The organism is Devosia sp. J2-20 (genome assembly GCF_055808475.1).
The window spans coordinates 851,758-869,923 of the sequence record NZ_CM147870.1; the positions used below are offsets into that span (position 1 = coordinate 851,758).

Sequence of the window (18,166 nt, forward strand, 5' to 3'; positions counted from 1 at the left end):
ATCCAGATGGGCGGGTGGTGGCTGCCCGTTCAGGCTTGCGCGGCGGGCCTTGGCTCGTTTTCGACGCGGTGCTCGAAATCGGCCAAGGCCATGGGACGACCGTAAAGATAGCCCTGGAACTGGGTGCAGCCGGCCTGAGCGAGCAGGGTATGCTGTTCCATGGTTTCGACGCCTTCGGCCAGCACGTCGTGATCGAGATCGTGGCCGATGCGGATGACGTTCTTGACCAGCGAGGTGCTCTGGCTGGTGCTGGCGGCATCCTGGACAAAGCCGCGGTCAATCTTGATTTGCTGGATGGGCAGCCGGCGCAGATAGGACAGGGACGAAAAGCCGGTGCCGAAATCATCGAGCGAGATGGTGATGCCCAGCGCGCGCAGGCGGTGGAGGCGGGCGATCACCAGCTCCATATCGGTGACCAGAATGCTCTCGGTCAGTTCAAGGATCAGCTGACGCGGGTTGGCGCGGGTCTTGACCAGCGTGTCGCGCACAAAGTTCTCGAAATCGGCATGCATGAGCTGGCTGGCGCTGACATTGACCGACAGGGTGAGGTGCCGGAACTGGGGAATTTTGCCCCATTGCGCCAGGGTGTAGCAGCCTTTTTCGAGCACCCAGCCGCCAATGGCGATCATCAGGCCAAGCTTTTCAGCCTGCGGGATGAACTCGATCGGCGATACGGTGCCGCGTTGCGGGCTGTTCCAGCGTAATAGCGCCTCGGCGCCAATGGTGGCGCGGGCCAGATCGACCTGTGGCTGGAAAACCAGCTGGAACTCGTCATTCCACAGCGCGGCCATCAGATCGCGGCTGAACCTGTCCTTGCGGACAAACTCGGCCTGCATGGCATGGACGCTGGCTGCCAGCAGCGTGGTGGCGAAGATTGCATTGGCCCAGGTGCCGCCCACGCGCAGCGAGTCGGGCATGGTCAGGACATAGGGGGAGGCCAGCGGTGCGCTGGCGAGAACGACAAAGGCCAAAAGGCACAGGCCGATCAGGGCGAGCTGGATGCGCGAATTCTCGCGCTGGTAATTGAGATAGCCCAGAGCGGCGATCAACAGCAGATAGAGATGGCTGACGCGGGGAGCGTCGGTAGTGGGAACATCGAGCACCAAGCCCATGATGATGGCGATGAGCATCAGGGCGGCCTGAGCGGCCAGAAGGCCGAAGGTGAGATGGCCACGCCGGATCAAGCCATAGATGGCCAGCCCGGTGGCAATGATGGCGATGTCCAGCGCCACCACGCCCCACCAGCCGATGACCGCAAAGACTACGGCCCAGCCCAGACCAATGGCCGCTATGGCCAGCGAGCCATAGCGATAAGCAACGACCATTCGGGTTGAATAGTGGCTGCTGGCTGCCGAAGAGGGGCCTAGCGCTGATCTTGCCATACATGCTCCGAGCGCGGCATCAGGTGACGCCATGGTGCACGATAGCGGCGGCGTTGTTAAGAACACGTGTGCCGACCTGCGCTGTGGCGCGGAGGTTCTGCCTGGTATGCGCATCAATCGACGCCTGATATGGAACGAGCATTGGCCCGGTTCGTTGGTGTGCTCACGGTTGCAGCATTCGGCCCCGCGTCGTTGCGCCAAGCGACTGAATTCCCCTGATGACAAGAGGTAACAAGCCGATGAAAATTCTCATGGTTCTGACGTCGCACGACCAGCTGGGCGACACGGGAAAGAAGACCGGCTTCTGGCTCGAAGAATTCGCAGCGCCCTATTACGTGTTCAAGGATGCGGGCGCCGAGGTTACGCTGGCGTCGCCCAAGGGCGGGCAGCCGCCGATCGATCCATCCAGCGATGCGGAAGACGCCCAGACCGAAGCAACCAAGCGCTTCAAGGGGGATACTGCGGCGCAGCAGGATCTGGCCCACACCACCACGCTGGCGGATGTTTCGGCCGATGGTTTTGACGCGATCTTTTACCCCGGCGGCCATGGTCCGCTATGGGATCTGGCCGAGGATGCCCATAGCAAGGCGCTGATTGAAGCCTTTGCCGGCAGTGACCGCCCCGTGGGGGCTGTGTGCCATGCCCCCGCCGTGTTCCGGCATACCCAAGGCCAGGACGGAAAGCCTCTGGTATCGGGCAAGACGGTGACCGGTTTCACCAATACGGAAGAAGAAGCGGCCGGCCTGACCAAGGTGGTGCCATTTCTGGTCGAAGACATGCTCAAGGCCAATGGCGGTGAGTACCAGAAGGGCGCTGACTGGGCCTCGTTCGTAGTGACCGACGGCAAGCTGGTGACCGGGCAGAACCCGGCTTCATCAGAAGAAGCTGCACGCAAGCTGCTGGGCCTGCTGGGCTAGAGGCAATCGGGGAGGCCGGATGACGGCCTCCCCGTTATTAATGAGACGCTGTTAGAGCGCGCCCTGATACTCGCCGCGCGCCGGGTAGTCGTTCTTGATGGCGAAATCGAGTGCGGAGACCAGCTCGGCGAAGTGCGGGCGCACGAAGGGCATGGTCTGGACCGAGCCGTAATACAGCGTCTGGCCGGGCGAGACCAGGAACAGGCCGGGTTCGGAAAACAGGGCTGGTTCTTCGATGCCGATCGAGGTCTTGCCGCGCGAGGTCGAGATATAGAGGCCCCATTCGCGGGCCTTTTCCAATGACAATCCGTAGCCGATCTGCAGCTTGCTGGCGCCGATCTTGTCGGCCATTGCGCGGGCGCGTTCCTCGGTATCGGTGCTCAGGGCGATAACCGAAACGCCGCGCTCGGCGAAGTCGTCGATGCGGGACTCCAGATCCTTGAGGTAGTTGGCGCAGATGGGGCAGTGCAGGCCGCGATAAAAGCAGACGACCGTACCGCGTTCTGCCTCCGCCTCGGAGAGGTTGAAAACCCCGTTGTCCAGGGTCTGGACGGAGAGGTCAGGGGTTTTTTGGCGGGGCATCAGCACGGGCAGTCTCCTTGAAGGGGTTATAGCTTGCCATGGTGATAGCCGATGTTATGATATGAAAAATCCTAAAAAACAGATCGTAACGCCGAATGCAGCCTCTGGATCGTCTATCCGCCCTGATGGCGCGGTTTGAACTGAGTGTCACGGCAACCGAGATTGCCCAAGGCAATCTGCTGGTGCTGGCGGATGCCCAATCGGGCTGCGCAACGCGACTGATCCTGCGGGCGAGCGGTAGCGTGGCCGGGTTCGATACAGGTGGACAGAGCGTATTGCTGAGCGCCCGGGTGGATTGGGGCGGTACCGATAATCCCCTGTTGACCGCCTTGCCCGAGACGTTGGAACACGCGCTGTGCGACGACGATGAAATTAAGCTGCTGACCCAGTTGCTGGTGGACGAACACAAGGGCGCGCTGCGGCTCCAAATCGGTGATCAATCGTCTGGGCGAGGTGCTGGTGGTGCGCCTGCTGCGCCGCCAACTGGAAGCGGGCAGCCTGCGCGTTGGATTGCTGGGCGGGCTGGCCGACAAGCGGCTGAGCCGCGCTATCGTGGCCATGCATGAGCGGCCCGAGCGGGTGTGGAGCGTAGATGATCTGGCCGAGATTGCCGGGCTATCAGTCAGCCGGTTTGCGCAATTGTTCAAGGTCGCCGTCGGGCAAAGCCCGCTGAGCTATCTGCGCAAATGGCGTCTGGTGCTGGCCAAGCAGGACATTGAGCGCGGTGATCGGGTATCGAGTACGGCGTTGCGCTATGCCTATGGCTCGTCGGAAGCCATGAGCCGAGCGTTTTACCAGCAATACAGGATCAAGCCGGTGGCCCTGCGCAAGCAGATGGCCGAGGGGCTGGCGCGGCCATAGCCGGGATCAACGCGGCGCGGTTTTGACAAAAACCGTGTGTAGCGCTCTGTCTGGCACGATCCGACATTGACATGTTTCTATGTGCACTTTAATGCATGCATTAATGAAGTCGATGACCTTGAGGGCGTGTTTGCAATGGGAATGACGAAGACAGTTGTATCGATCGAGGGCGAGAGCTTTTTGGTCAATGGCGAGGTGCTGCATCAGGGGCAGAGCTATAAGGGCCACAGCATTGAGGGCCTGTTGTTCAATTCGCGCATGGCCAATGCCATGTCGGACGATGAGAACCCCAGCACGCGTGGCGTATGGGCCTATCTCGATGGTCCGTTTTCGGCCGAGCGCAATGTCAGCGAGTTCATCGCCCAGCTGCCCGAATACAACCGGCACGGGCTCGATGCGGTGTGCATCAACATGCAGGGCGGCAGCCCGCAGGGTTATAGCTGGGTGCAGCCCTGGGAAATCACGGCGTTCAACGCCGATGGTTCGATCAAACCAGCCTGGCTGGAGCGTCTGGACCAGATCATCACCGCCTGTGACGAACTGGGCATGGTTGTGGTGCTGGGCCTGTTCTACTGGAAGCAGACGCGCGTCTTCAAAGACGAGGACGCGGTCAAGGCAGCGGTCACCAATACGGTCGACTGGCTGGCCGAGCGCGGCGCGCGCAATGTGATCATGGAAATCGGCAATGAGGTCGACCTCAAGTTCGCCCATGAGATCATTGAGGCGGCGCGTGGCGACGAGCTGATCAAGCTGGCGCAGTCGCATTCCGAAGGGCGGTTTGACACGCCGGCCAAGCGCCTGCTGGTCAGCACCAGCCTGGCATTCCCCAACCAGCCGACTGATGCGCATATGGCCTGCGCCGACTTCCTGTTGCTGCATGGCAATGCCACGCACCACCCTGACAGCGTGCGCCTGCTGGTGTCGCGCTACCGGGCGAACCCGGCCTATCGCGGCCAGCCGCTGGTGTTCAACGAAGACGACCATTTCGATTTCGACAAGAGCGACAACAACATGCTGGCAGCCATCGAGATGCATGCTGGCTGGGGCTATTTCGACTACCGCATGAGCCGCGAAAACTACGAATATGGCTATCAGTCGCTACCCGTGGACTGGTCGATCTCGACCGACCGCAAGAAGGGGTTCTTCAACCTGCTCAAGCAGGTCACCGGCAAGTAGGCTGAAGCATCTGTCATGGCCTATGTCGTTGTCGTTGATCTGACACTCGCGCCCCAGCATCGGGGGGATTTCATGCCCCTGATGCTGGCCAATGCCACAGCCTCGCTCGCCCATGAGCCCGGCTGTCGGCAGTTTGACGTCTGTGTGTCCGTGCAGGACGCCAATAGCGTGCTGCTCTACGAAGTCTATGACAGCGCCGCCGCTTTCCAGACACATCTGGAAAGCCCGCATTTCCAGAGTTTTGACCAGAATAGTGCCGCCATGGTGACCCACAAGAGCGTGCGCAGCTACCTGTTGCCGGATACATCGGCGGCAGGCGCATGAGGCTGGGGGTCATTGCCGACGATTTTACCGGCGCCAGCGACATTGCCAATGTCATTGCCCGGACCAGCGGGGATGGACGGGCATTGCGGGTGGCGCAATATTTCGCGCTGCCCCAGCAACCTGCCGATGATGCCGTCGATGTTGGCGTCGTCTCGCTGAAGTTCCGCTCCCTGCCGGCTCAAGAGGCGGTCGCGCAGGCGCTGTCTGCGCTGAAGTGGCTGCAGGCGCAGGGCGCAAGCCAGATCATCTACAAATACTGTTCAACTTTTGACTCCACACCGGCAGGCAATATCGGCCCGGTGGGGGAGGCACTGGCGGCAGCGCTGCAGGTCAAGGGTGTTGTGGCCTGTCCGGCGTTTCCGCAAACCGGGCGCACGGTCTATCAGGGCCATCTGTTCGTGCAGGGAAAATTGCTGCATGAATCGGGCCTTGAGAACCATCCGTTGAACCCGATGACCGATGCGTATCTGCCGCGCTGGCTGGCGCAGCAGACGCAAAGCCCGGTGGGGTTGATTGATCGTTCCAAGATCGTTGCGGGGGCGGCGGCAGTTGCGGCGGCCCTGGGTCAGGCCGCAGCGGAAGGGCAGGTGCTGGTCATCGCCGATGCCATTGATGATGGCGATCTGGAGGTGCTGGCGCAGGCGGTGGCTGACGCGCCCCTGGTCACAGGCGGTTCGGCAATCGCGGCGGGTCTGGCGCGGGCGCATATCAGGGCCGGTGGCGGCAAGCCGAGCGGTACGCTGGGCGTGGGCATCCAAGGTCCTGCCGTGGTCCTGGCGGGCAGCTGCTCGCGCGCAACACGAGAACAGGTCGCGCAATTCAGCGCAGACCATCCTGCATTGCTTGTTGAGGCCGCCGCGCTGATGGGCGGGCGGATCACGCCCGAAGATGCGTTGGCCTTTGTGAAGGCCCAGGGCGATCGGACCCCGATCATCTATTCTTCAGTAGCGCCCGATCTGCTTAAGCAGGTGCAGACACAGTTTGGCGGCGCAGTGCTGGCCGAGCGGCTGGATCGTTTCTTTGCCGATACGGCGCGGCTTGTGGTGGCCAATGGCGTGCGGCGGCTGGTGGTCGCGGGTGGTGAGACCTCGGGGGCGGTTGCGTCCAGTCTGGGGCTCACCGATGTCGAGATTGGACCCGAAATAGCGCCCGGCGTACCGGTACTGGTGGCGCAGGGTGAAACGCCGCTTGCTCTGGCGCTCAAGTCGGGCAATTTTGGCACCGCCGATTTCTTCGCACGAGCGCTCGATCTGATGGCGCACCCAGAACAGGATCCGAGATGAGCCAAGCCGAGCTACGAGCGCAGATTGTCGAGTTGTCGCGCTCCCTGTTTGAGCGTGGCTATTCCGTGGGCTCGTCGGGCAATATCAGCGTGGCAGTTGCGGGGGGCGGTTTTCTGGTGACGCCAACCAATAGCTGCCTGGGTCGGCTTGATGCAGACGCGATCTCGCAGCTCGATGCGGACTGGAACCATATCGGAGGCGATGCGCCATCCAAGGAAGTGTTTCTGCACCGCGCCTTTTACGAATCCCGGCCCGGCACGGGTGCGGTGGTGCATCTGCATTCGACCTATGCCACGGCGCTATCGTGTCTGAGTGATACCGACCCGGCGGACTGCATTCCGCCGATCACACCCTATGTGGTGATGCGCGTGGGGACGGTGCGAATGGTGGATTACGCCATGCCGGGTGACCCGGTGACCGGCGATCTTATTCGCGGGCTCGATGGGCAGGCGGCAGCGGTTCTGCTGGCCAATCATGGACCCGTGGTGGCTGGCGCCAATCTGACAGCGGCGGTCTATGCGGCCGAAGAGCTGGAGGAAACGGCCAAGCTGGTGTTTCTGATGCGTGGTCTGGCATCACGACAGTTGACGACCGAGCAGGTGGCGGCGCTGAACGCGCGGTTCAAGCGCTAGGCTAGATCTGGGTCAGTCCGAGCCGTTCAAGCAATTCGACCAGCATCTTGCCGGCACGCCGCCGATGCTCTTCGTGGATGGCGCGGGCTTCCTGCGGTTTGCCATCGATTATGGCCTGCACCATGGCCTCGTGCTCACGGTTGGAGTCGGTGGGGGTGGGCCGCAGACGCAAGGTGAGCAGACGGGCGCGGTGGGCCTGATCCCATAGCTGGGCGACCATCTGAATCAGGCGCTGATTGCCGCTCAATTCGACCAGGGTGAGGTGGAACCGCTCATCGGCAGCGGCCCAGGCCTGCAGGTCTTCCTGCTCAAGCGCCTTGTCCATGTCGCGGACGGGAGCCTGCAGGGCCGAAATCTGGCGATTGCTGAGGCCACGCTGCGCCACGGCTTCGGCGGCGGCGCCTTCCAGGGCCGTCATGATTTCATAGATGTCGCGCATGTCATCGGCGGAAATCGGCAGCACGCGCATGCCGTGTCGCGGCCGGATTTCGACAATGCCTTCCTGACGCAGGCGCACCATGGCCTCGCGCACAGGGGTGCGGCTCATGTTCAGCCGGGCGGCTGCTTCGAGCTCAAGCATCTGTGCGCCGGCAGGCAGGGTGCCATCCAGAATGAGCTGCTTGAGCTGCACATAGGCCTGATCAGCCTGACTGCTGCGATCCGCCGGCTTGCCGGGGGCGTCAGGCCGCAAAGACGGCGATCGTTCGGCCTTGCTGATCTGACTCATAGACGGCGTCCTCTATCCGGAGATTGTTCAAGTATGCGGCGGCCAGGTTTACAGGGGGCAAATCGCCCAACAGGCTATCTACAACTGCGCGTTGTAACCGAAACACGCAGTCACCGCCAAAATCTTCGTCGCGCCAAGTGTAAGGCAGCGGCTGGGACTGGTTGGTGCCTAGTCTGCGAATACTGATTTCACCGTCGCCATTCAAAGCAATACTGCCGTACTCGGCCTCGATCAGCATTTCGCCCATGGTCAGCCGGCGGTTTTCCGCAGGGTGATCGGACAGGCGGTTGGCGTCCAGGGTGGCCAGTACGCCATTGTCCATTTCAAGCACGACCAGCCCGGCATCCTCGCCGGCAATGACCGGATTGAGGCGCCGCAGCTTGGCCGAGACCGTGCGGACCTCACCGAACAGGAAGCGGAACACATCGACAATGTGAATGCCGGTTTCGTGGACCATGAAGCGCTTCATGTCCCGGAAATAGGGCTGGCGGGCCAGATAGGCATCGGGGCCGCCACCATCGCCCGGGCGCAGCCGGAAGGTGGCGCTGAACACGGCGCCGAGCTCGCCGCTGGCCAGCAGCATGCTGATGGCGTGATACCAGGGCTGGAAGCGGAAATTCTCGTGTACGATCAGCTTGATGCCGGCGGCACGGGCGATCTCCACAGCCTGTTCCGCGGTGGCCAGATCGCCGCAGAAGGGCTTTTGGCAGATGACGTTGATGCCGCGTGCAGCGGCAGCCTTGATGGCCCGCAGATGCACGGCCGGGGGCGCGATGACGTCGAGCAGGTCGATTGTCACATTGTCGAGCATGGCGTCGAGCTGGTCGTAGGCCTGCCCGATCTCGAACTGCCCGGCTGTCAGTCGGGCGAGCGCTGCATCGCGGTCGCAGGTTGCGACCAGCGTGACTTGAGGTATCCGCCGCCAGGCGCGGTGGTGAAACTGGCTGAAATAGCCGTTGCCCAGCGTGGCGACCCGCAGCTTTTGCGTCATGCGTATTCCTGTTCCAATGCGGCTTCGACTGCGTCGGCAATGGCTGATGTGCCATCCTTGCCGCCGATTTCATAGGGCGCAAGGCCAGCCTGGAAGGCGCGGTCGACGGCATCACGCAATTGGCGGCCGGCAGCGAGTGCGGCGGGGTTGGTGTAGCGGGTGCCCAGCCATTCGAGCATCATGGCGCCCGACAGGATGGCTGCGGTGGGGTTGGCCATGCCCTTGCCGGCGATATCGGGAGCCGAGCCATGGCTGGGCTGGAACACGGCATTGTTGATGCCGATATCGGCGGAGGGTGCAAAGCCCATGCCGCCCATCAGGCCCGCTCCCAGATCGGACAGGATGTCGCCGAACATGTTCTCGGTTACCATGACGTCAAAGGCCCATGGCTTCTTGATCATGTTGAGGGCGGTGGCGTCGACATAGGCGTGTTCCACCGCGATGTCAGAGAAGCCGGCATGGCGTTCATCGAAGATCTTGCGGAAGAAGGCCAAGCTGGCAAACACATTGGCCTTGTCGACGCAGGTCAGGCGACCCGGGGTACCGGTCTTCTTGCGCTCGCGGGTATAGGCAAAGGCGAAGTCGAACAATTGCTCGCAGATGGCGCGGGTAATCACCATGGTATCGCGGGCTTCGCGATCATCGATCACGACGCCTTCATTGCGCAGGGCGAACAGGCCTTCAACCGATTCGCGGATGAGCACGAAATCGATATCGGCGCCGCGTGCATCGCTGAGTGCACTGGGGATGCCGGGAATGGAGCGGATCGGTCGCACACCGGCAAAAAGCTGAAATTCGGTGCGCAGGTCGAGCTGCGGCGCGATTTCGGTGCCGTCGGGATAGCGCAGTTCGGGCCAGCCCATGGCGCCCAGCAGGATAGCGTCGGCGTTGCGGCAGCTGTCCATGGTGGCATCGGGCAGGGCTTCGCCGGTCTTTTGATAGTGCAGGGCACCCGCATCGCAGTGTTTGAAGCCGAGCGTGAAGCTGTCCGAACGCGATGCCAGTTGTTCAAGGAGCCGGACGGTCGGCGCGATAACCTCGACACCAATCCCGTCGCCGGGGAGAACTGCAATCTCGAAATGTGTCTTGGTCGTCATGTTCTGTCCAACGCTGAAAGAAGGGGGCCGATGTCGTCCCCGTAATGAATCGGCGGCAGTCCCCTGACGGGCGTGTCTGTCGCGATGATGCGGTCGCCCAGAAGGCAACCAAGGAAAGCGGTGCGCATGTCCGGGCCGCCGAAGGCGAGCGAGGAAATGTTGCGCAGGGTTCTGGCGGGTGAGCCGTCCAGGTGTGGACGCGCCATGCGGTGGTTCTGGAATGCGTCCTCAACCGTGGCGAGGTGGTCGGGGTCGCTCTCCTCGAGCATGCGCTCGACGCCCTCTGGTGCGACCCGGATAACGCGATTGGAGACGATGCTGGTGATCCACAGCCCGCCGGTTTGATCGAGGACCAGACCATCGGGGAAGTCACCGGGGCCCAGCTGCGCCATGGTCTGCGGATCAGAGAGGGTGGCATCGGGCCCCACTGCAAAACGGGTGACGCGGCGTGCGAAGGTCTCGTTTACATAGGCAAAGGCGCCATCAGCCGAGAAAGCCAGCTCATTGGTATAGCCCAGGCCATCGGCAACAATGCGGGCAGCCCCATTCTCGATGACCGCGATAAAGCCGGTATTGGCGTCGGGGCGATAGTCATCGGCGCGCGGCACCTTGCGCGTGGAAACAGTGAACCAGATGCGGTCGGCGCGGTCGCGAATGACGAAATTGGCCGGGGGCAGGGGCACGCCATCGATATGGGTGCATAGCGCTTCGCTGCTGCCATCGGGGAACAGGCGGAATATGCCGCCGGTCTCGGCGCCCAGATGGGCCACCAGAAAGCTGCCGCCGGGTTCGAGCGCAATGCCGTTGGGGCGCAGCTCGATTGGACTATCGGCGAATTGCACGCGACGCACGCTATCGTCAGCATCGACAATGGCCACACCACCGGCACCCTGCCAGTCCGAACAGAACAGTAGCCCTGATTGGTGGCTCAGCACGCATTCAGGCCGGACCAGGCCGGTTCCGTATGTGCGGGTTATATTGAGGCGGCCAGTGAGCACGATCAGTCCTGAATTGCGGTTTCAATAACGTATGCATAAACACAAAGGCGAGGGCGTGCAAGCTGAACATTTTTGTAGGATTTTGGCGCTGGTGGCGCGCATTCCTCTAGAAAATATCGATAAATTACAGATATTTATGCTGATTTTGTGGTCGCAGGCGTTTGTATGACAACTGTCTTGACGTGCACAATAATGAATGCATTAATACGGCATGTTGGCCTGTGAGGCTGCGTGTGGTCGATTGTGACCCGCCGCCCGCCACATGGCGAAAATGCCAATTCTGAGGAGGAAACCAATGTTTGATTTTACCAGTGGCAAGCCTGCGAAGGGACGCAGTCTGCAGCGCCTCAAGCTTGCCTTGATGTCGTCGGCCCTGCTGGGTCTGGCGGCAAGTTCTGCCGCCACGGCACAGAATATCTCGTTCTGGACACAGCCGCAGGGCGAACTGCTCGGCTACCAGGATCTGTTTGGCGAATTCGCCAGTGAGTTCAAGGCTGAATCCGGTGTTGATGTCTCGGTCGAGGTCATCAACTGGGGCGTGGCCTTCAATACCTGGCTGACCGTTGCCCAGGGCGGCGCGGCACCTGACTGCGCCGATATGTACTGGCTGCATTCCTATTCGGGTATCGGTGGCGACAAGTACGGTCCGATGCCGATCAATGAATACCGCGATCAGTGGCCAAATCTGGAAGATGAGTTCTATCCGGGCAGCCTGCAGGATGTGCAGTGGGCCGGCGATTTCTACGGTATTCCCTGGCGCGTCGATATCCGGCCCCAGATGTACAATACCGAGATGTTTGCCGAAGCTGGTCTGAGCGCAGCGCCAGACACCTGGGCTGAAATCGTCGAGATGGCCAAGGCACTGACGGTGCGCGACGACAATGGCAATGTAACCCGCTGGGGTTTCTCGGCTGGTCCGAACAATCCAGCCCAGACCCTGTTGCCCTATTACTGGCAGGCTGGTGGCGCGATTCTGAGCGAAGACGGCACCCAGGCCAATATCGATAATGAAGCGATGCGCACGGCGCTGAAGTTCCTGCAGGACCTGGTCTGGGAACACGAAGTGATGTCGCCGGAATCCTTCGAGAAGGGCGTCGACCCTCTGGACGGCTTTGCATCGGGCACGGTGGCCATGGTTGGCAGCACCCCGATCGCCTGGGCATCGCAGATGGAGCGGGAATATCCCGAGCTCGATGGCAAGTGGGCGATGGCGATCAATGCCATGGGTCCGGTCAATCGCGACTCCTATAGTGGCGCCGGTTACTGGGGCGTGCTGCGTGGCACCGAGAATGTCGACGCCTGCGTGGACTGGATCAAGTTCCTATCGCGCGAAGAAAACATGCAGCGTCTGAGCGAATTCAGCGGTGCAGCCAGCCCGCGTCGTGCGGTGATGTCATCGCCATCGTGGTCCGACAGCCAGTGGAAGGTTGCTGCAGCCGAAACGCTCGACTATGGCCACACTTCCCAGCATGCGACCTCGGTGTGGGGCGCGCTCGCCTCTCCAGAGCCCGGCGCTGTGATCTATGATCTGGTGTATTCCACCGTGATCGTGCGCGAAGATATCGACGCTGCTGTCGAACAGGCTCAGGCTCGGCTGCAGGAAGAACTTGATCGGGCCAATCGCCCACAGTGATCCTCCCAGGGCTGGCGCGGTCATGCCGCGCCAGCCCATTTGACTGACACGAAGTGACGGATCGCGCTGATGAATCGCCAGAAACTCGTCTTTTGCTACCTCATGGTGACCCCGGCGCTGCTGCTGACGGCGGTCCTTGGCATCTATCCCATGGTCTTCTCGCTCTGGATGGGCTTTGTCGAATACGACCTGCTGCGCATCCAGGACTTCGGGACCCCCTTTGTCGGTCTCGACAATTACATTCATGTGTTTTCCGATCCCAAATTCGTGCAGACGGTGGTCAATACCGTGCTGTTCACCGGCATTGCCGCCGGCGGGGTGGTGGTGATCGGCCTGCTGGTATCGCAGGTGCTCAATGCCGAGTTCCGGGGGCGCACCGCGTTGCGCATGCTGTTCTGCGTGCCCTGGTTTGTGCCGCCCGCGGTGGCGTCGGCGATCTGGATGTGGCTGCTCAATACTGAACGCAGCCCGATCAATTTCCTGCTTCAGGACATGGGCCTGACCACGGGCAACATCAAATTCCTGACAGATCCAACGACCTGGGGGCCGTTCAGCATTCCCATGCTGGCAATTTCAGCGGTGCGTATCTGGAACGGTCTGCCATTCGCGATCATCTTTCTGCTGGCCGCGCTGCAGTCGATCCCCAAGAGCCTGTATGAAGCCGCCGAAATGGATGGCGCCACGCTGCTGCAACGCTTCTGGTTCGTGACGCTGCCCATGTTGCGTCCGGTGCTGGTGATCCTGATCACGCTGCTGGTGATCGGTGGGCTGGGATCGTTTGAAATCAACTACATCATGACCGGTGGCGGGCCGCAGAACCTGACCAACATCATGGCGGTCTATTCCTATCAGCAGGGCTTCTCGTTCTTCCGCTTCGACCTGGCGTCGGCGGCGAGCGGGGTGATCCTGATCCTGACCGGGTTTGTCTGCGTGTTCTACATCCGCGAACAGGTCAAGAGAGCTCAATAATGACCGCTGCCATCGTCGACCTTCGCCGCCGTATCAGCAATATGGCCCCATCGGATCTGCTCACGCGCTTCGTCGTGCTGGTCATCTCGACCGCTGTGCTGATCTATGTGCTGATGCCCGTGTTCTGGATGCTCAAGAGCTCGTTCCAGACCACGGCGGAAATCCGCGCCATGCCGCCCGTATGGTTGCCCAGCGCGCCGTCCTTTGACCCCTATGTGACAGCCAACAAGCTGATCCCGGTCTGGCGCTATCTGGCCAATTCGCTGTTCGTGTCGGTCACCGCTGCGGTGATCTCCACGGCGATAGCAGCGTCAGCGGCCTATGTGCTGGCGCGGTTCCGGTTTCCCGGCGCTACGCTCATTCTGGTGCTGATCCTGCTGACCAATCTGATCCCGCAAATCACCCGCGTGTTTCCGATCTATTTCTTCATTCAGGATCTCAAGCTGATCAACACCTATGCCGGGCTCATTCTGGCCTATGTCAGCTTCTCGGTGCCCTTTGCCGTGTTGCTGTTGCGCGGCTATTTTGAAACCAGCGCGCCGCCAGAACTGGAAGAAGCGGCCATGATCGACGGGTGCAGCCATTTCTCGGCATTCTGGCGCGTGATCATTCCGGTGTCGCTGCCCGGTATTGCCGCGGTTGCCATCTTCACCTTCCTCAATGCCTGGAACGACTTTTTGTGGGCCAGCCTGCTGCTCAGCGATGGTGCGCTCAAGACCATTCAGGTGGGTATCGGCGACTTTGCCTCTGAAGGCGGCGGTGTGCAGTACATGAACGCGTTCATGGCCGCCTGTGTGGTGACCACAATTCCAGCGCTGATCCTGTTTGTGTTGATGCAACGCTGGCTGGTCGGCGGGCTGACCGCCGGTTCGGTAAAGAGCTGACGCCTTTTTGGGCAATGGACTGACGAAGCAACCGTTGAGGCGGTTGAACAAGGAACTGAAAATGGCTGCGATTGAAATCCGCGACGTCAAGAAATCCTATGGATCCGCGCAGGTTCTGCACGGTGTCTCCATCGATATTGCTGACGGCGAGTTCGTCATTCTGGTGGGCCCTTCGGGTTGCGGCAAGTCGACCCTGCTGCGCATGGTGGCCGGGCTTGAGAGCATTACCGGCGGCGAAGTGGCGATCGATGACAAGGTGGTCAACGATCTGCCGCCCAAGCAGCGCGACATCGCCATGGTGTTCCAGTCCTATGCGCTGTACCCGCATATGGATGTGGCCGAAAACATGGCGTTTTCACTCAAGCTGGCCAAACGGCCAAAAGCCGAGATCGAACAGAAGGTCAATGCGGCGGCGGAAATCCTGGGGCTCAAGCCCTTGCTCAAGCGGCGGCCGGCCCATCTGTCGGGCGGGCAGCGGCAGCGCGTGGCGATGGGCCGCGCGATCGTGCGCGACCCCAAGGTGTTCCTGTTTGACGAACCGCTGAGCAATCTGGATGCGCAGTTGCGCGTGCAGATGCGCACCGAGATCAAGGACCTGCATCGCCGGCTCAAGACCACCATTGTCTATGTCACGCACGACCAGATCGAAGCGATGACCATGGCTGACCGCATCGTGGTGATGAACCAGGGACGGGTGGAGCAGTATGGCACCCCGCTCGAGCTGTTTGACCGGCCAGCCAATCTGTTTGTGGCGCGCTTTATCGGTTCCCCTTCGATGAATTTGGTGGACTGCACGCTGGACGCAGCAAGTGCCGCCCCGACGCTGCGCACGGCTGGCGGCATGCGGGTGGCAATACCAAAGGAACGGGCCGACAAGCTGGGTACAACGGATCTGGTGCTGGGTGTGCGCCCGGAAAATCTGAAGGTGGTGCAGGCAGATGATCCGGCGGCTTTTGCAGCCGAGGTGATGGCGGTCGAGCCAACCGGTTCGGAGGTCATGCTCAGCGTCGCCGCGGGCGAGGATCATCTGCTGCTGCTGCTGCGGGAACGCTCGTCGCTGCAGGTTGGTGACACGGTGCACCTCAGTGTCGATCCGGACCACGTGCATGTGTTTGATCGGCAGACGTCCCAGCGCCTGGACTTCTGACCGGCGACCAGACAGCAACCGGCTATTTTTCAGGCCGCTGGCACGGGCATCCGCCCTGCCGGCGGCCTTTGTGTTTGGGGGGCTGCGCCGCCAACGAAAAATCCCCGCGCCTAGTGGGGCGCGGGGACCAATGGTGTGGAGCGGCAGCGCTTGCTAGATGAGCTTTTTGCGCAGGGTTGAGGACACCACTTCCCCGAAGATCACCAGAGCGAGAATGGTCAGCAGGACCATTGAGACTTCCTGCCACTGGAACGTGTCGATCGCCCCCTGCAGGATGACGCCGATACCGCCCGCGCCAACCAGTCCCAGCACGGTGGATTCGCGCAGATTGATGTCCCAGCGCAGGATGCTGATGGCGAAGAAGGCAGGGGCGACCTGAGGAACAACGCCATAGAGAACCACCTTGAAGGGTGAGGCGCCGCAGGCCTGGAGGGCCTCGATGGGGGCAGGATCAATCTCCTCGATGGCCTCGCCGAGCAATTTGCCGAGGAAGCCGATCGAGCGGAACATGATGGCGATGATACCCGCAACAATGCCCGGTCCGAAGATGGCCACGAACAGCAGCGCCCAGATGATGGTGTTCACCGACCGTGATGACACCACGATAAACCGCCCCAACCAGAGGAAAAACCGGTTGGGCGTGGTGTTCTGCGCCGAAATATAGGCAACGGGCAGGGACAGGAACACGGCAAGGAACGTAGCGATGGTGGCGGTGTTGATGGTCTGCCAGATCGCCTCGAGGATTGAGGGCAGGTTGGTGGGATCGGGCGGGATCATGCGATCGAACAGATCGATGAGCTGGATGGGGGCATCCCAGACCCATTCCCAGATCACATCAATGCTGCCAAAGGCCCAGACGACGATCAGGGTGACACTGAGAAAGGCCGCGTAGCGCTTGAACCGCTGCATCGGGGTAAAGCGGGCCCAGCTGTCCATGGTGTTTTGAGTGCTCATGACATGCGCTTTCTGATCACGCCGCTGAACGCTTCTGAAATCAGAATGGCGCCGACAATCACCATGGTGATCGCGAGGGCGAAATCGTAGTCATAACGGCCGAATGCATTGGCCAGGGTGGCGCCAATGCCGCCGGCACCGACAATGCCGATCACCGCGGAAGCCCGCAGATTGCTGTCGAGCTGGTAGATACCCAGGCCCACCAGACGTGGCATGATTTGCGGCAGGATGGCGTAGATCATGGTCGAGAGGAACGGTGCGCCGACGGCGCGCATGGCCTCGACCTGACCAAAGTCAATTTCCTCGATCCGCTCTGCCAGCAGTTTGGCGACGAAACCAATCGAATAGACGACCAGGGTCAAGGCTCCGGCCAGAGGGCCGAAGCCGACGGCCTTGACGAAGATGATCGCGACGATCACGGGGTGAAAGCTGCGGGCCAGAATGATGATGCCGCGCCCCAGATAATAGATCGGGCGGGGCGAAATGTTGCGGGCCGCCATGAAGGCCAGCGGCACGGAGGTGATCAGGCCGCCCGCGGTGGCGAGAATGGCGATCTTGAGGCTTTCCATGAAGCCGCTGAACAACAGGCCGGAACGCTCAAAGCTGGGGGGAATGCCCCGCTAAAGATGCGCCCAGCGGCCTCCATCCCCTTGGCTGTGCGCTCCCAGTCGATGGGCAGGGTGGCAATGGTCAGCACGAAATAGGTCAGCGCGACGGCGTAGATGCCGTAGCGCAATGCGGGCGTCTTGATGAGTGGCGGTTTGCGCCAGTGACTGACTTTTGCCGTCATGCCACTGCACCGATTTCCTGACGATCCTCAGAGGGTGTGCCAGCGTAGATTTCATCCATCTGGGCGGCGTCCAGGGCCGCTGGAACATCGTCAAAGATGATCCGGCCATAGCGCATGCCGACGATGCGGTCGCTATATTCCTTGGCTTCGGTCACGTTGTGGATGTTGATGATGACCGGCAGGTTGAGTTCGTGGGCGAGATCACGCAGCAGGGACATGATCTGCTCGGAGGTCTTGGGGTCCAGCGACGCGGTTGGCTCGTCGGCCAGCAGGATTTCGGGGCGCTGCATCAGGGCGCGGACAACACCGACGCGTTGACGCTCGCCACCGGACAATTCATCGGCGCGCTTATTGGCGTATTGGGCAATGCCGACGCGCTCCATCAGCTCGAAGGCGCGCTCGATGTCGGCCTTGGGATAGCGACGAGTGAAGGCGGCCCAGGTGGAGATATAGCCCAGCCGGCCGGACTGTACGTTTTCCATGACGGTGAGACGATCGACCAGGTTGAAGCCCTGGAACACCATGCCAATGCGCCGCCGCGCTGCCCGCAATTCGCGCGTTTTCAGCGTGGTGAAATCGGTGCCGTTCAGGACAATCGATCCTGATGTCGGTTCAACCAGACGGTTCACACAGCGCAGTAGTGTGCTCTTGCCAGCGCCAGACGAGCCGATGATCGACATGATCTGTTCGCCCTGCACCGACAGGTTCAAGTCCTTGAGGACCGGCGAACCCTTGCCGTAGCGCTTCACGAGATTCTTGATTTCAAGCATGTTGCCTCTCAGACTCCAATGTCGCCCCTGCCCGAAAGCAGGAGCGGCA

Annotated in this window: 21 protein-coding genes; 10 read left to right on the forward strand and 11 right to left on the reverse strand. The window is 61.2% G+C overall.

The features are described from left to right. Positions 1-29: 29 nt before the first annotated feature. The gene (locus AC0L37_RS04155; RefSeq protein WP_282221919.1) at positions 30-1,382 is read right to left on the reverse strand and encodes a putative bifunctional diguanylate cyclase/phosphodiesterase; all 1,353 of its coding nucleotides are present in this window, start codon (positions 1,380-1,382) and stop codon (positions 30-32) included. 239 nt (positions 1,383-1,621) lie between these two features. Here AC0L37_RS04155 and AC0L37_RS04160 point away from each other — a divergent pair, with 239 nt between their 5' ends. Then, entirely contained in the window at positions 1,622-2,299 is a 678-nt protein-coding gene (locus AC0L37_RS04160) for a type 1 glutamine amidotransferase domain-containing protein (RefSeq protein ID WP_282221918.1), read from the forward strand. Between the two features lie 51 nt (positions 2,300-2,350). On the opposite strand, the gene AC0L37_RS04165 is transcribed toward AC0L37_RS04160, so the two are convergent. Together AC0L37_RS04165 and AC0L37_RS04170 are read right to left on the reverse strand one after the other, a co-directional pair. Then, positions 2,351-2,887, reverse strand: coding sequence for a peroxiredoxin-like family protein (locus AC0L37_RS04165; protein ID WP_282221917.1), 537 nt, complete (start codon positions 2,885-2,887; stop codon positions 2,351-2,353). Between the two features lie 107 nt (positions 2,888-2,994). Next, positions 2,995-3,321, reverse strand: coding sequence for a hypothetical protein (locus tag AC0L37_RS04170; RefSeq protein WP_282221916.1), 327 nt, complete (start codon positions 3,319-3,321; stop codon positions 2,995-2,997). Here AC0L37_RS04170 and AC0L37_RS04175 point away from each other — a divergent pair. From AC0L37_RS04175 to otnC, 5 genes are all read left to right on the forward strand, one after another. Beyond that, a complete protein-coding gene (locus AC0L37_RS04175) occupies positions 3,314-3,742 on the forward strand; it encodes a helix-turn-helix domain-containing protein (RefSeq protein WP_282221915.1) in 429 nt (142 codons plus the stop codon). The two genes, AC0L37_RS04170 and AC0L37_RS04175, sit on opposite strands and share 8 nt — an antisense overlap. Before the next feature lie 141 nt (positions 3,743-3,883). Beyond that, a complete protein-coding gene (locus tag AC0L37_RS04180; RefSeq protein ID WP_282221914.1) occupies positions 3,884-4,918 on the forward strand; it encodes a cellulase family glycosylhydrolase in 1,035 nt (344 codons plus the stop codon). Between the two features lie 15 nt (positions 4,919-4,933). Then, positions 4,934-5,242 carry a putative quinol monooxygenase gene (locus tag AC0L37_RS04185; protein WP_282221913.1) on the forward strand — a complete coding sequence of 103 codons (309 nt, stop codon included), beginning with the start codon at positions 4,934-4,936 and terminating at the stop codon, positions 5,240-5,242. Continuing rightward, positions 5,239-6,525, forward strand: coding sequence for a 3-oxo-tetronate kinase (otnK, locus tag AC0L37_RS04190; RefSeq protein WP_282221912.1), 1,287 nt, complete (start codon positions 5,239-5,241; stop codon positions 6,523-6,525). The genes AC0L37_RS04185 and otnK overlap by 4 nt, the downstream gene beginning before the upstream one ends. Then, a complete protein-coding gene (otnC, locus tag AC0L37_RS04195; protein ID WP_282221911.1) occupies positions 6,522-7,157 on the forward strand; it encodes a 3-oxo-tetronate 4-phosphate decarboxylase in 636 nt (211 codons plus the stop codon). The genes otnK and otnC overlap by 4 nt, the downstream gene beginning before the upstream one ends. Position 7,158: 1 nt before the next feature. Here the strand turns inward: otnC and AC0L37_RS04200 are convergent, their stop codons facing one another. The 4 genes from AC0L37_RS04200 to AC0L37_RS04215 are packed head-to-tail and all read right to left on the reverse strand — an operon-like array spanning position 7,159 to position 10,970. Then, positions 7,159-7,884 (reverse strand): GntR family transcriptional regulator, encoded by a 726-nt coding sequence (locus tag AC0L37_RS04200; RefSeq protein ID WP_212657186.1) that lies wholly within the window; start codon positions 7,882-7,884, stop codon positions 7,159-7,161. Beyond that, positions 7,838-8,875, reverse strand: coding sequence for a Gfo/Idh/MocA family protein (locus AC0L37_RS04205; protein WP_282221910.1), 1,038 nt, complete (start codon positions 8,873-8,875; stop codon positions 7,838-7,840). Before AC0L37_RS04205 ends, AC0L37_RS04200 begins: the two co-directional genes overlap by 47 nt. Further along, complete coding sequence (locus AC0L37_RS04210) at positions 8,872-9,972, reverse strand: isocitrate/isopropylmalate dehydrogenase family protein (protein WP_282221909.1); 1,101 nt, start codon at positions 9,970-9,972, stop codon at positions 8,872-8,874. Before AC0L37_RS04210 ends, AC0L37_RS04205 begins: the two co-directional genes overlap by 4 nt. Beyond that, on the reverse strand, positions 9,969-10,970 hold the full coding sequence (locus AC0L37_RS04215) for an SMP-30/gluconolactonase/LRE family protein (protein ID WP_282221908.1): 1,002 nt from the start codon (positions 10,968-10,970) through the stop codon (positions 9,969-9,971). Before AC0L37_RS04215 ends, AC0L37_RS04210 begins: the two co-directional genes overlap by 4 nt. Before the next feature lie 295 nt (positions 10,971-11,265). Between AC0L37_RS04215 and AC0L37_RS04220 the strand changes: the two genes are divergently transcribed. The 4 genes from AC0L37_RS04220 to AC0L37_RS04235 all read left to right on the forward strand — a co-directional run bounded on the left by AC0L37_RS04220 (position 11,266) and on the right by AC0L37_RS04235 (position 15,603). Beyond that, the gene (locus AC0L37_RS04220; protein WP_212657190.1) at positions 11,266-12,603 is read left to right on the forward strand and encodes an extracellular solute-binding protein; all 1,338 of its coding nucleotides are present in this window, start codon (positions 11,266-11,268) and stop codon (positions 12,601-12,603) included. A gap of 69 nt (positions 12,604-12,672) precedes the next feature. Then, positions 12,673-13,572, forward strand: coding sequence for a carbohydrate ABC transporter permease (locus tag AC0L37_RS04225; protein WP_212657191.1), 900 nt, complete (start codon positions 12,673-12,675; stop codon positions 13,570-13,572). Continuing rightward, complete coding sequence (locus tag AC0L37_RS04230) at positions 13,572-14,456, forward strand: carbohydrate ABC transporter permease (protein ID WP_212657192.1); 885 nt, start codon at positions 13,572-13,574, stop codon at positions 14,454-14,456. The genes AC0L37_RS04225 and AC0L37_RS04230 overlap by 1 nt, the downstream gene beginning before the upstream one ends. 61 nt (positions 14,457-14,517) lie before the next feature. After that, positions 14,518-15,603, forward strand: coding sequence for an ABC transporter ATP-binding protein (locus AC0L37_RS04235; protein WP_282221907.1), 1,086 nt, complete (start codon positions 14,518-14,520; stop codon positions 15,601-15,603). A 153-nt stretch (positions 15,604-15,756) separates the two neighbouring features. Here the strand turns inward: AC0L37_RS04235 and phnE (AC0L37_RS04240) are convergent, their stop codons facing one another. From phnE (AC0L37_RS04240) to phnC, 4 genes are read right to left on the reverse strand one after another with little or no spacing between them, the layout of a single operon-like run. Then, on the reverse strand, positions 15,757-16,557 hold the full coding sequence (gene phnE / locus AC0L37_RS04240) for a phosphonate ABC transporter, permease protein PhnE (protein ID WP_282221906.1): 801 nt from the start codon (positions 16,555-16,557) through the stop codon (positions 15,757-15,759). Next, complete coding sequence (phnE, locus tag AC0L37_RS04245; protein WP_282221905.1) at positions 16,554-17,126, reverse strand: phosphonate ABC transporter, permease protein PhnE; 573 nt, start codon at positions 17,124-17,126, stop codon at positions 16,554-16,556. The genes phnE (AC0L37_RS04240) and phnE (AC0L37_RS04245) overlap by 4 nt, the downstream gene beginning before the upstream one ends. After that, positions 17,081-17,347: a hypothetical protein gene (locus AC0L37_RS04250; RefSeq protein WP_282221904.1), complete on the reverse strand. Its 267-nt coding sequence runs from the start codon at positions 17,345-17,347 to the stop codon at positions 17,081-17,083. Before AC0L37_RS04250 ends, phnE (AC0L37_RS04245) begins: the two co-directional genes overlap by 46 nt. Continuing rightward, positions 17,344-18,117, reverse strand: coding sequence for a phosphonate ABC transporter ATP-binding protein (phnC, locus tag AC0L37_RS04255; RefSeq protein ID WP_212657196.1), 774 nt, complete (start codon positions 18,115-18,117; stop codon positions 17,344-17,346). Before phnC ends, AC0L37_RS04250 begins: the two co-directional genes overlap by 4 nt. Between the last annotated feature and the right edge of the window lie 49 nt (positions 18,118-18,166).

Bases quoted from the DNA above. Each gene is read 5' to 3' on its own strand.
- AC0L37_RS04160 (WP_282221918.1), top strand. From the start codon at position 1,622: ATGAAAATTCTCATGGTTCTGACGTCGCACGACCAGCTGGGCGACACG.
- AC0L37_RS04200 (WP_212657186.1), bottom strand. From the start codon at position 7,884: ATGAGTCAGATCAGCAAGGCCGAACGATCGCCGTCTTTGCGGCCTGAC.
- AC0L37_RS04235 (WP_282221907.1), top strand. From the start codon at position 14,518: ATGGCTGCGATTGAAATCCGCGACGTCAAGAAATCCTATGGATCCGCG.
- AC0L37_RS04210 (WP_282221909.1), bottom strand. From the start codon at position 9,972: ATGACGACCAAGACACATTTCGAGATTGCAGTTCTCCCCGGCGACGGG.
- AC0L37_RS04185 (WP_282221913.1), top strand. From the start codon at position 4,934: ATGGCCTATGTCGTTGTCGTTGATCTGACACTCGCGCCCCAGCATCGG.
- otnC (WP_282221911.1), top strand. From the start codon at position 6,522: ATGAGCCAAGCCGAGCTACGAGCGCAGATTGTCGAGTTGTCGCGCTCC.
- AC0L37_RS04155 (WP_282221919.1), bottom strand. From the start codon at position 1,382: ATGGCAAGATCAGCGCTAGGCCCCTCTTCGGCAGCCAGCAGCCACTAT.
- phnE (WP_282221905.1), bottom strand. From the start codon at position 17,126: ATGGAAAGCCTCAAGATCGCCATTCTCGCCACCGCGGGCGGCCTGATC.
- otnK (WP_282221912.1), top strand. From the start codon at position 5,239: ATGAGGCTGGGGGTCATTGCCGACGATTTTACCGGCGCCAGCGACATT.
- AC0L37_RS04250 (WP_282221904.1), bottom strand. From the start codon at position 17,347: ATGACGGCAAAAGTCAGTCACTGGCGCAAACCGCCACTCATCAAGACG.
- AC0L37_RS04220 (WP_212657190.1), top strand. From the start codon at position 11,266: ATGTTTGATTTTACCAGTGGCAAGCCTGCGAAGGGACGCAGTCTGCAG.
- AC0L37_RS04205 (WP_282221910.1), bottom strand. From the start codon at position 8,875: ATGACGCAAAAGCTGCGGGTCGCCACGCTGGGCAACGGCTATTTCAGC.
- AC0L37_RS04230 (WP_212657192.1), top strand. From the start codon at position 13,572: ATGACCGCTGCCATCGTCGACCTTCGCCGCCGTATCAGCAATATGGCC.
- phnE (WP_282221906.1), bottom strand. From the start codon at position 16,557: ATGAGCACTCAAAACACCATGGACAGCTGGGCCCGCTTTACCCCGATG.
- phnC (WP_212657196.1), bottom strand. From the start codon at position 18,117: ATGCTTGAAATCAAGAATCTCGTGAAGCGCTACGGCAAGGGTTCGCCG.
- AC0L37_RS04180 (WP_282221914.1), top strand. From the start codon at position 3,884: ATGACGAAGACAGTTGTATCGATCGAGGGCGAGAGCTTTTTGGTCAAT.
- AC0L37_RS04225 (WP_212657191.1), top strand. From the start codon at position 12,673: ATGAATCGCCAGAAACTCGTCTTTTGCTACCTCATGGTGACCCCGGCG.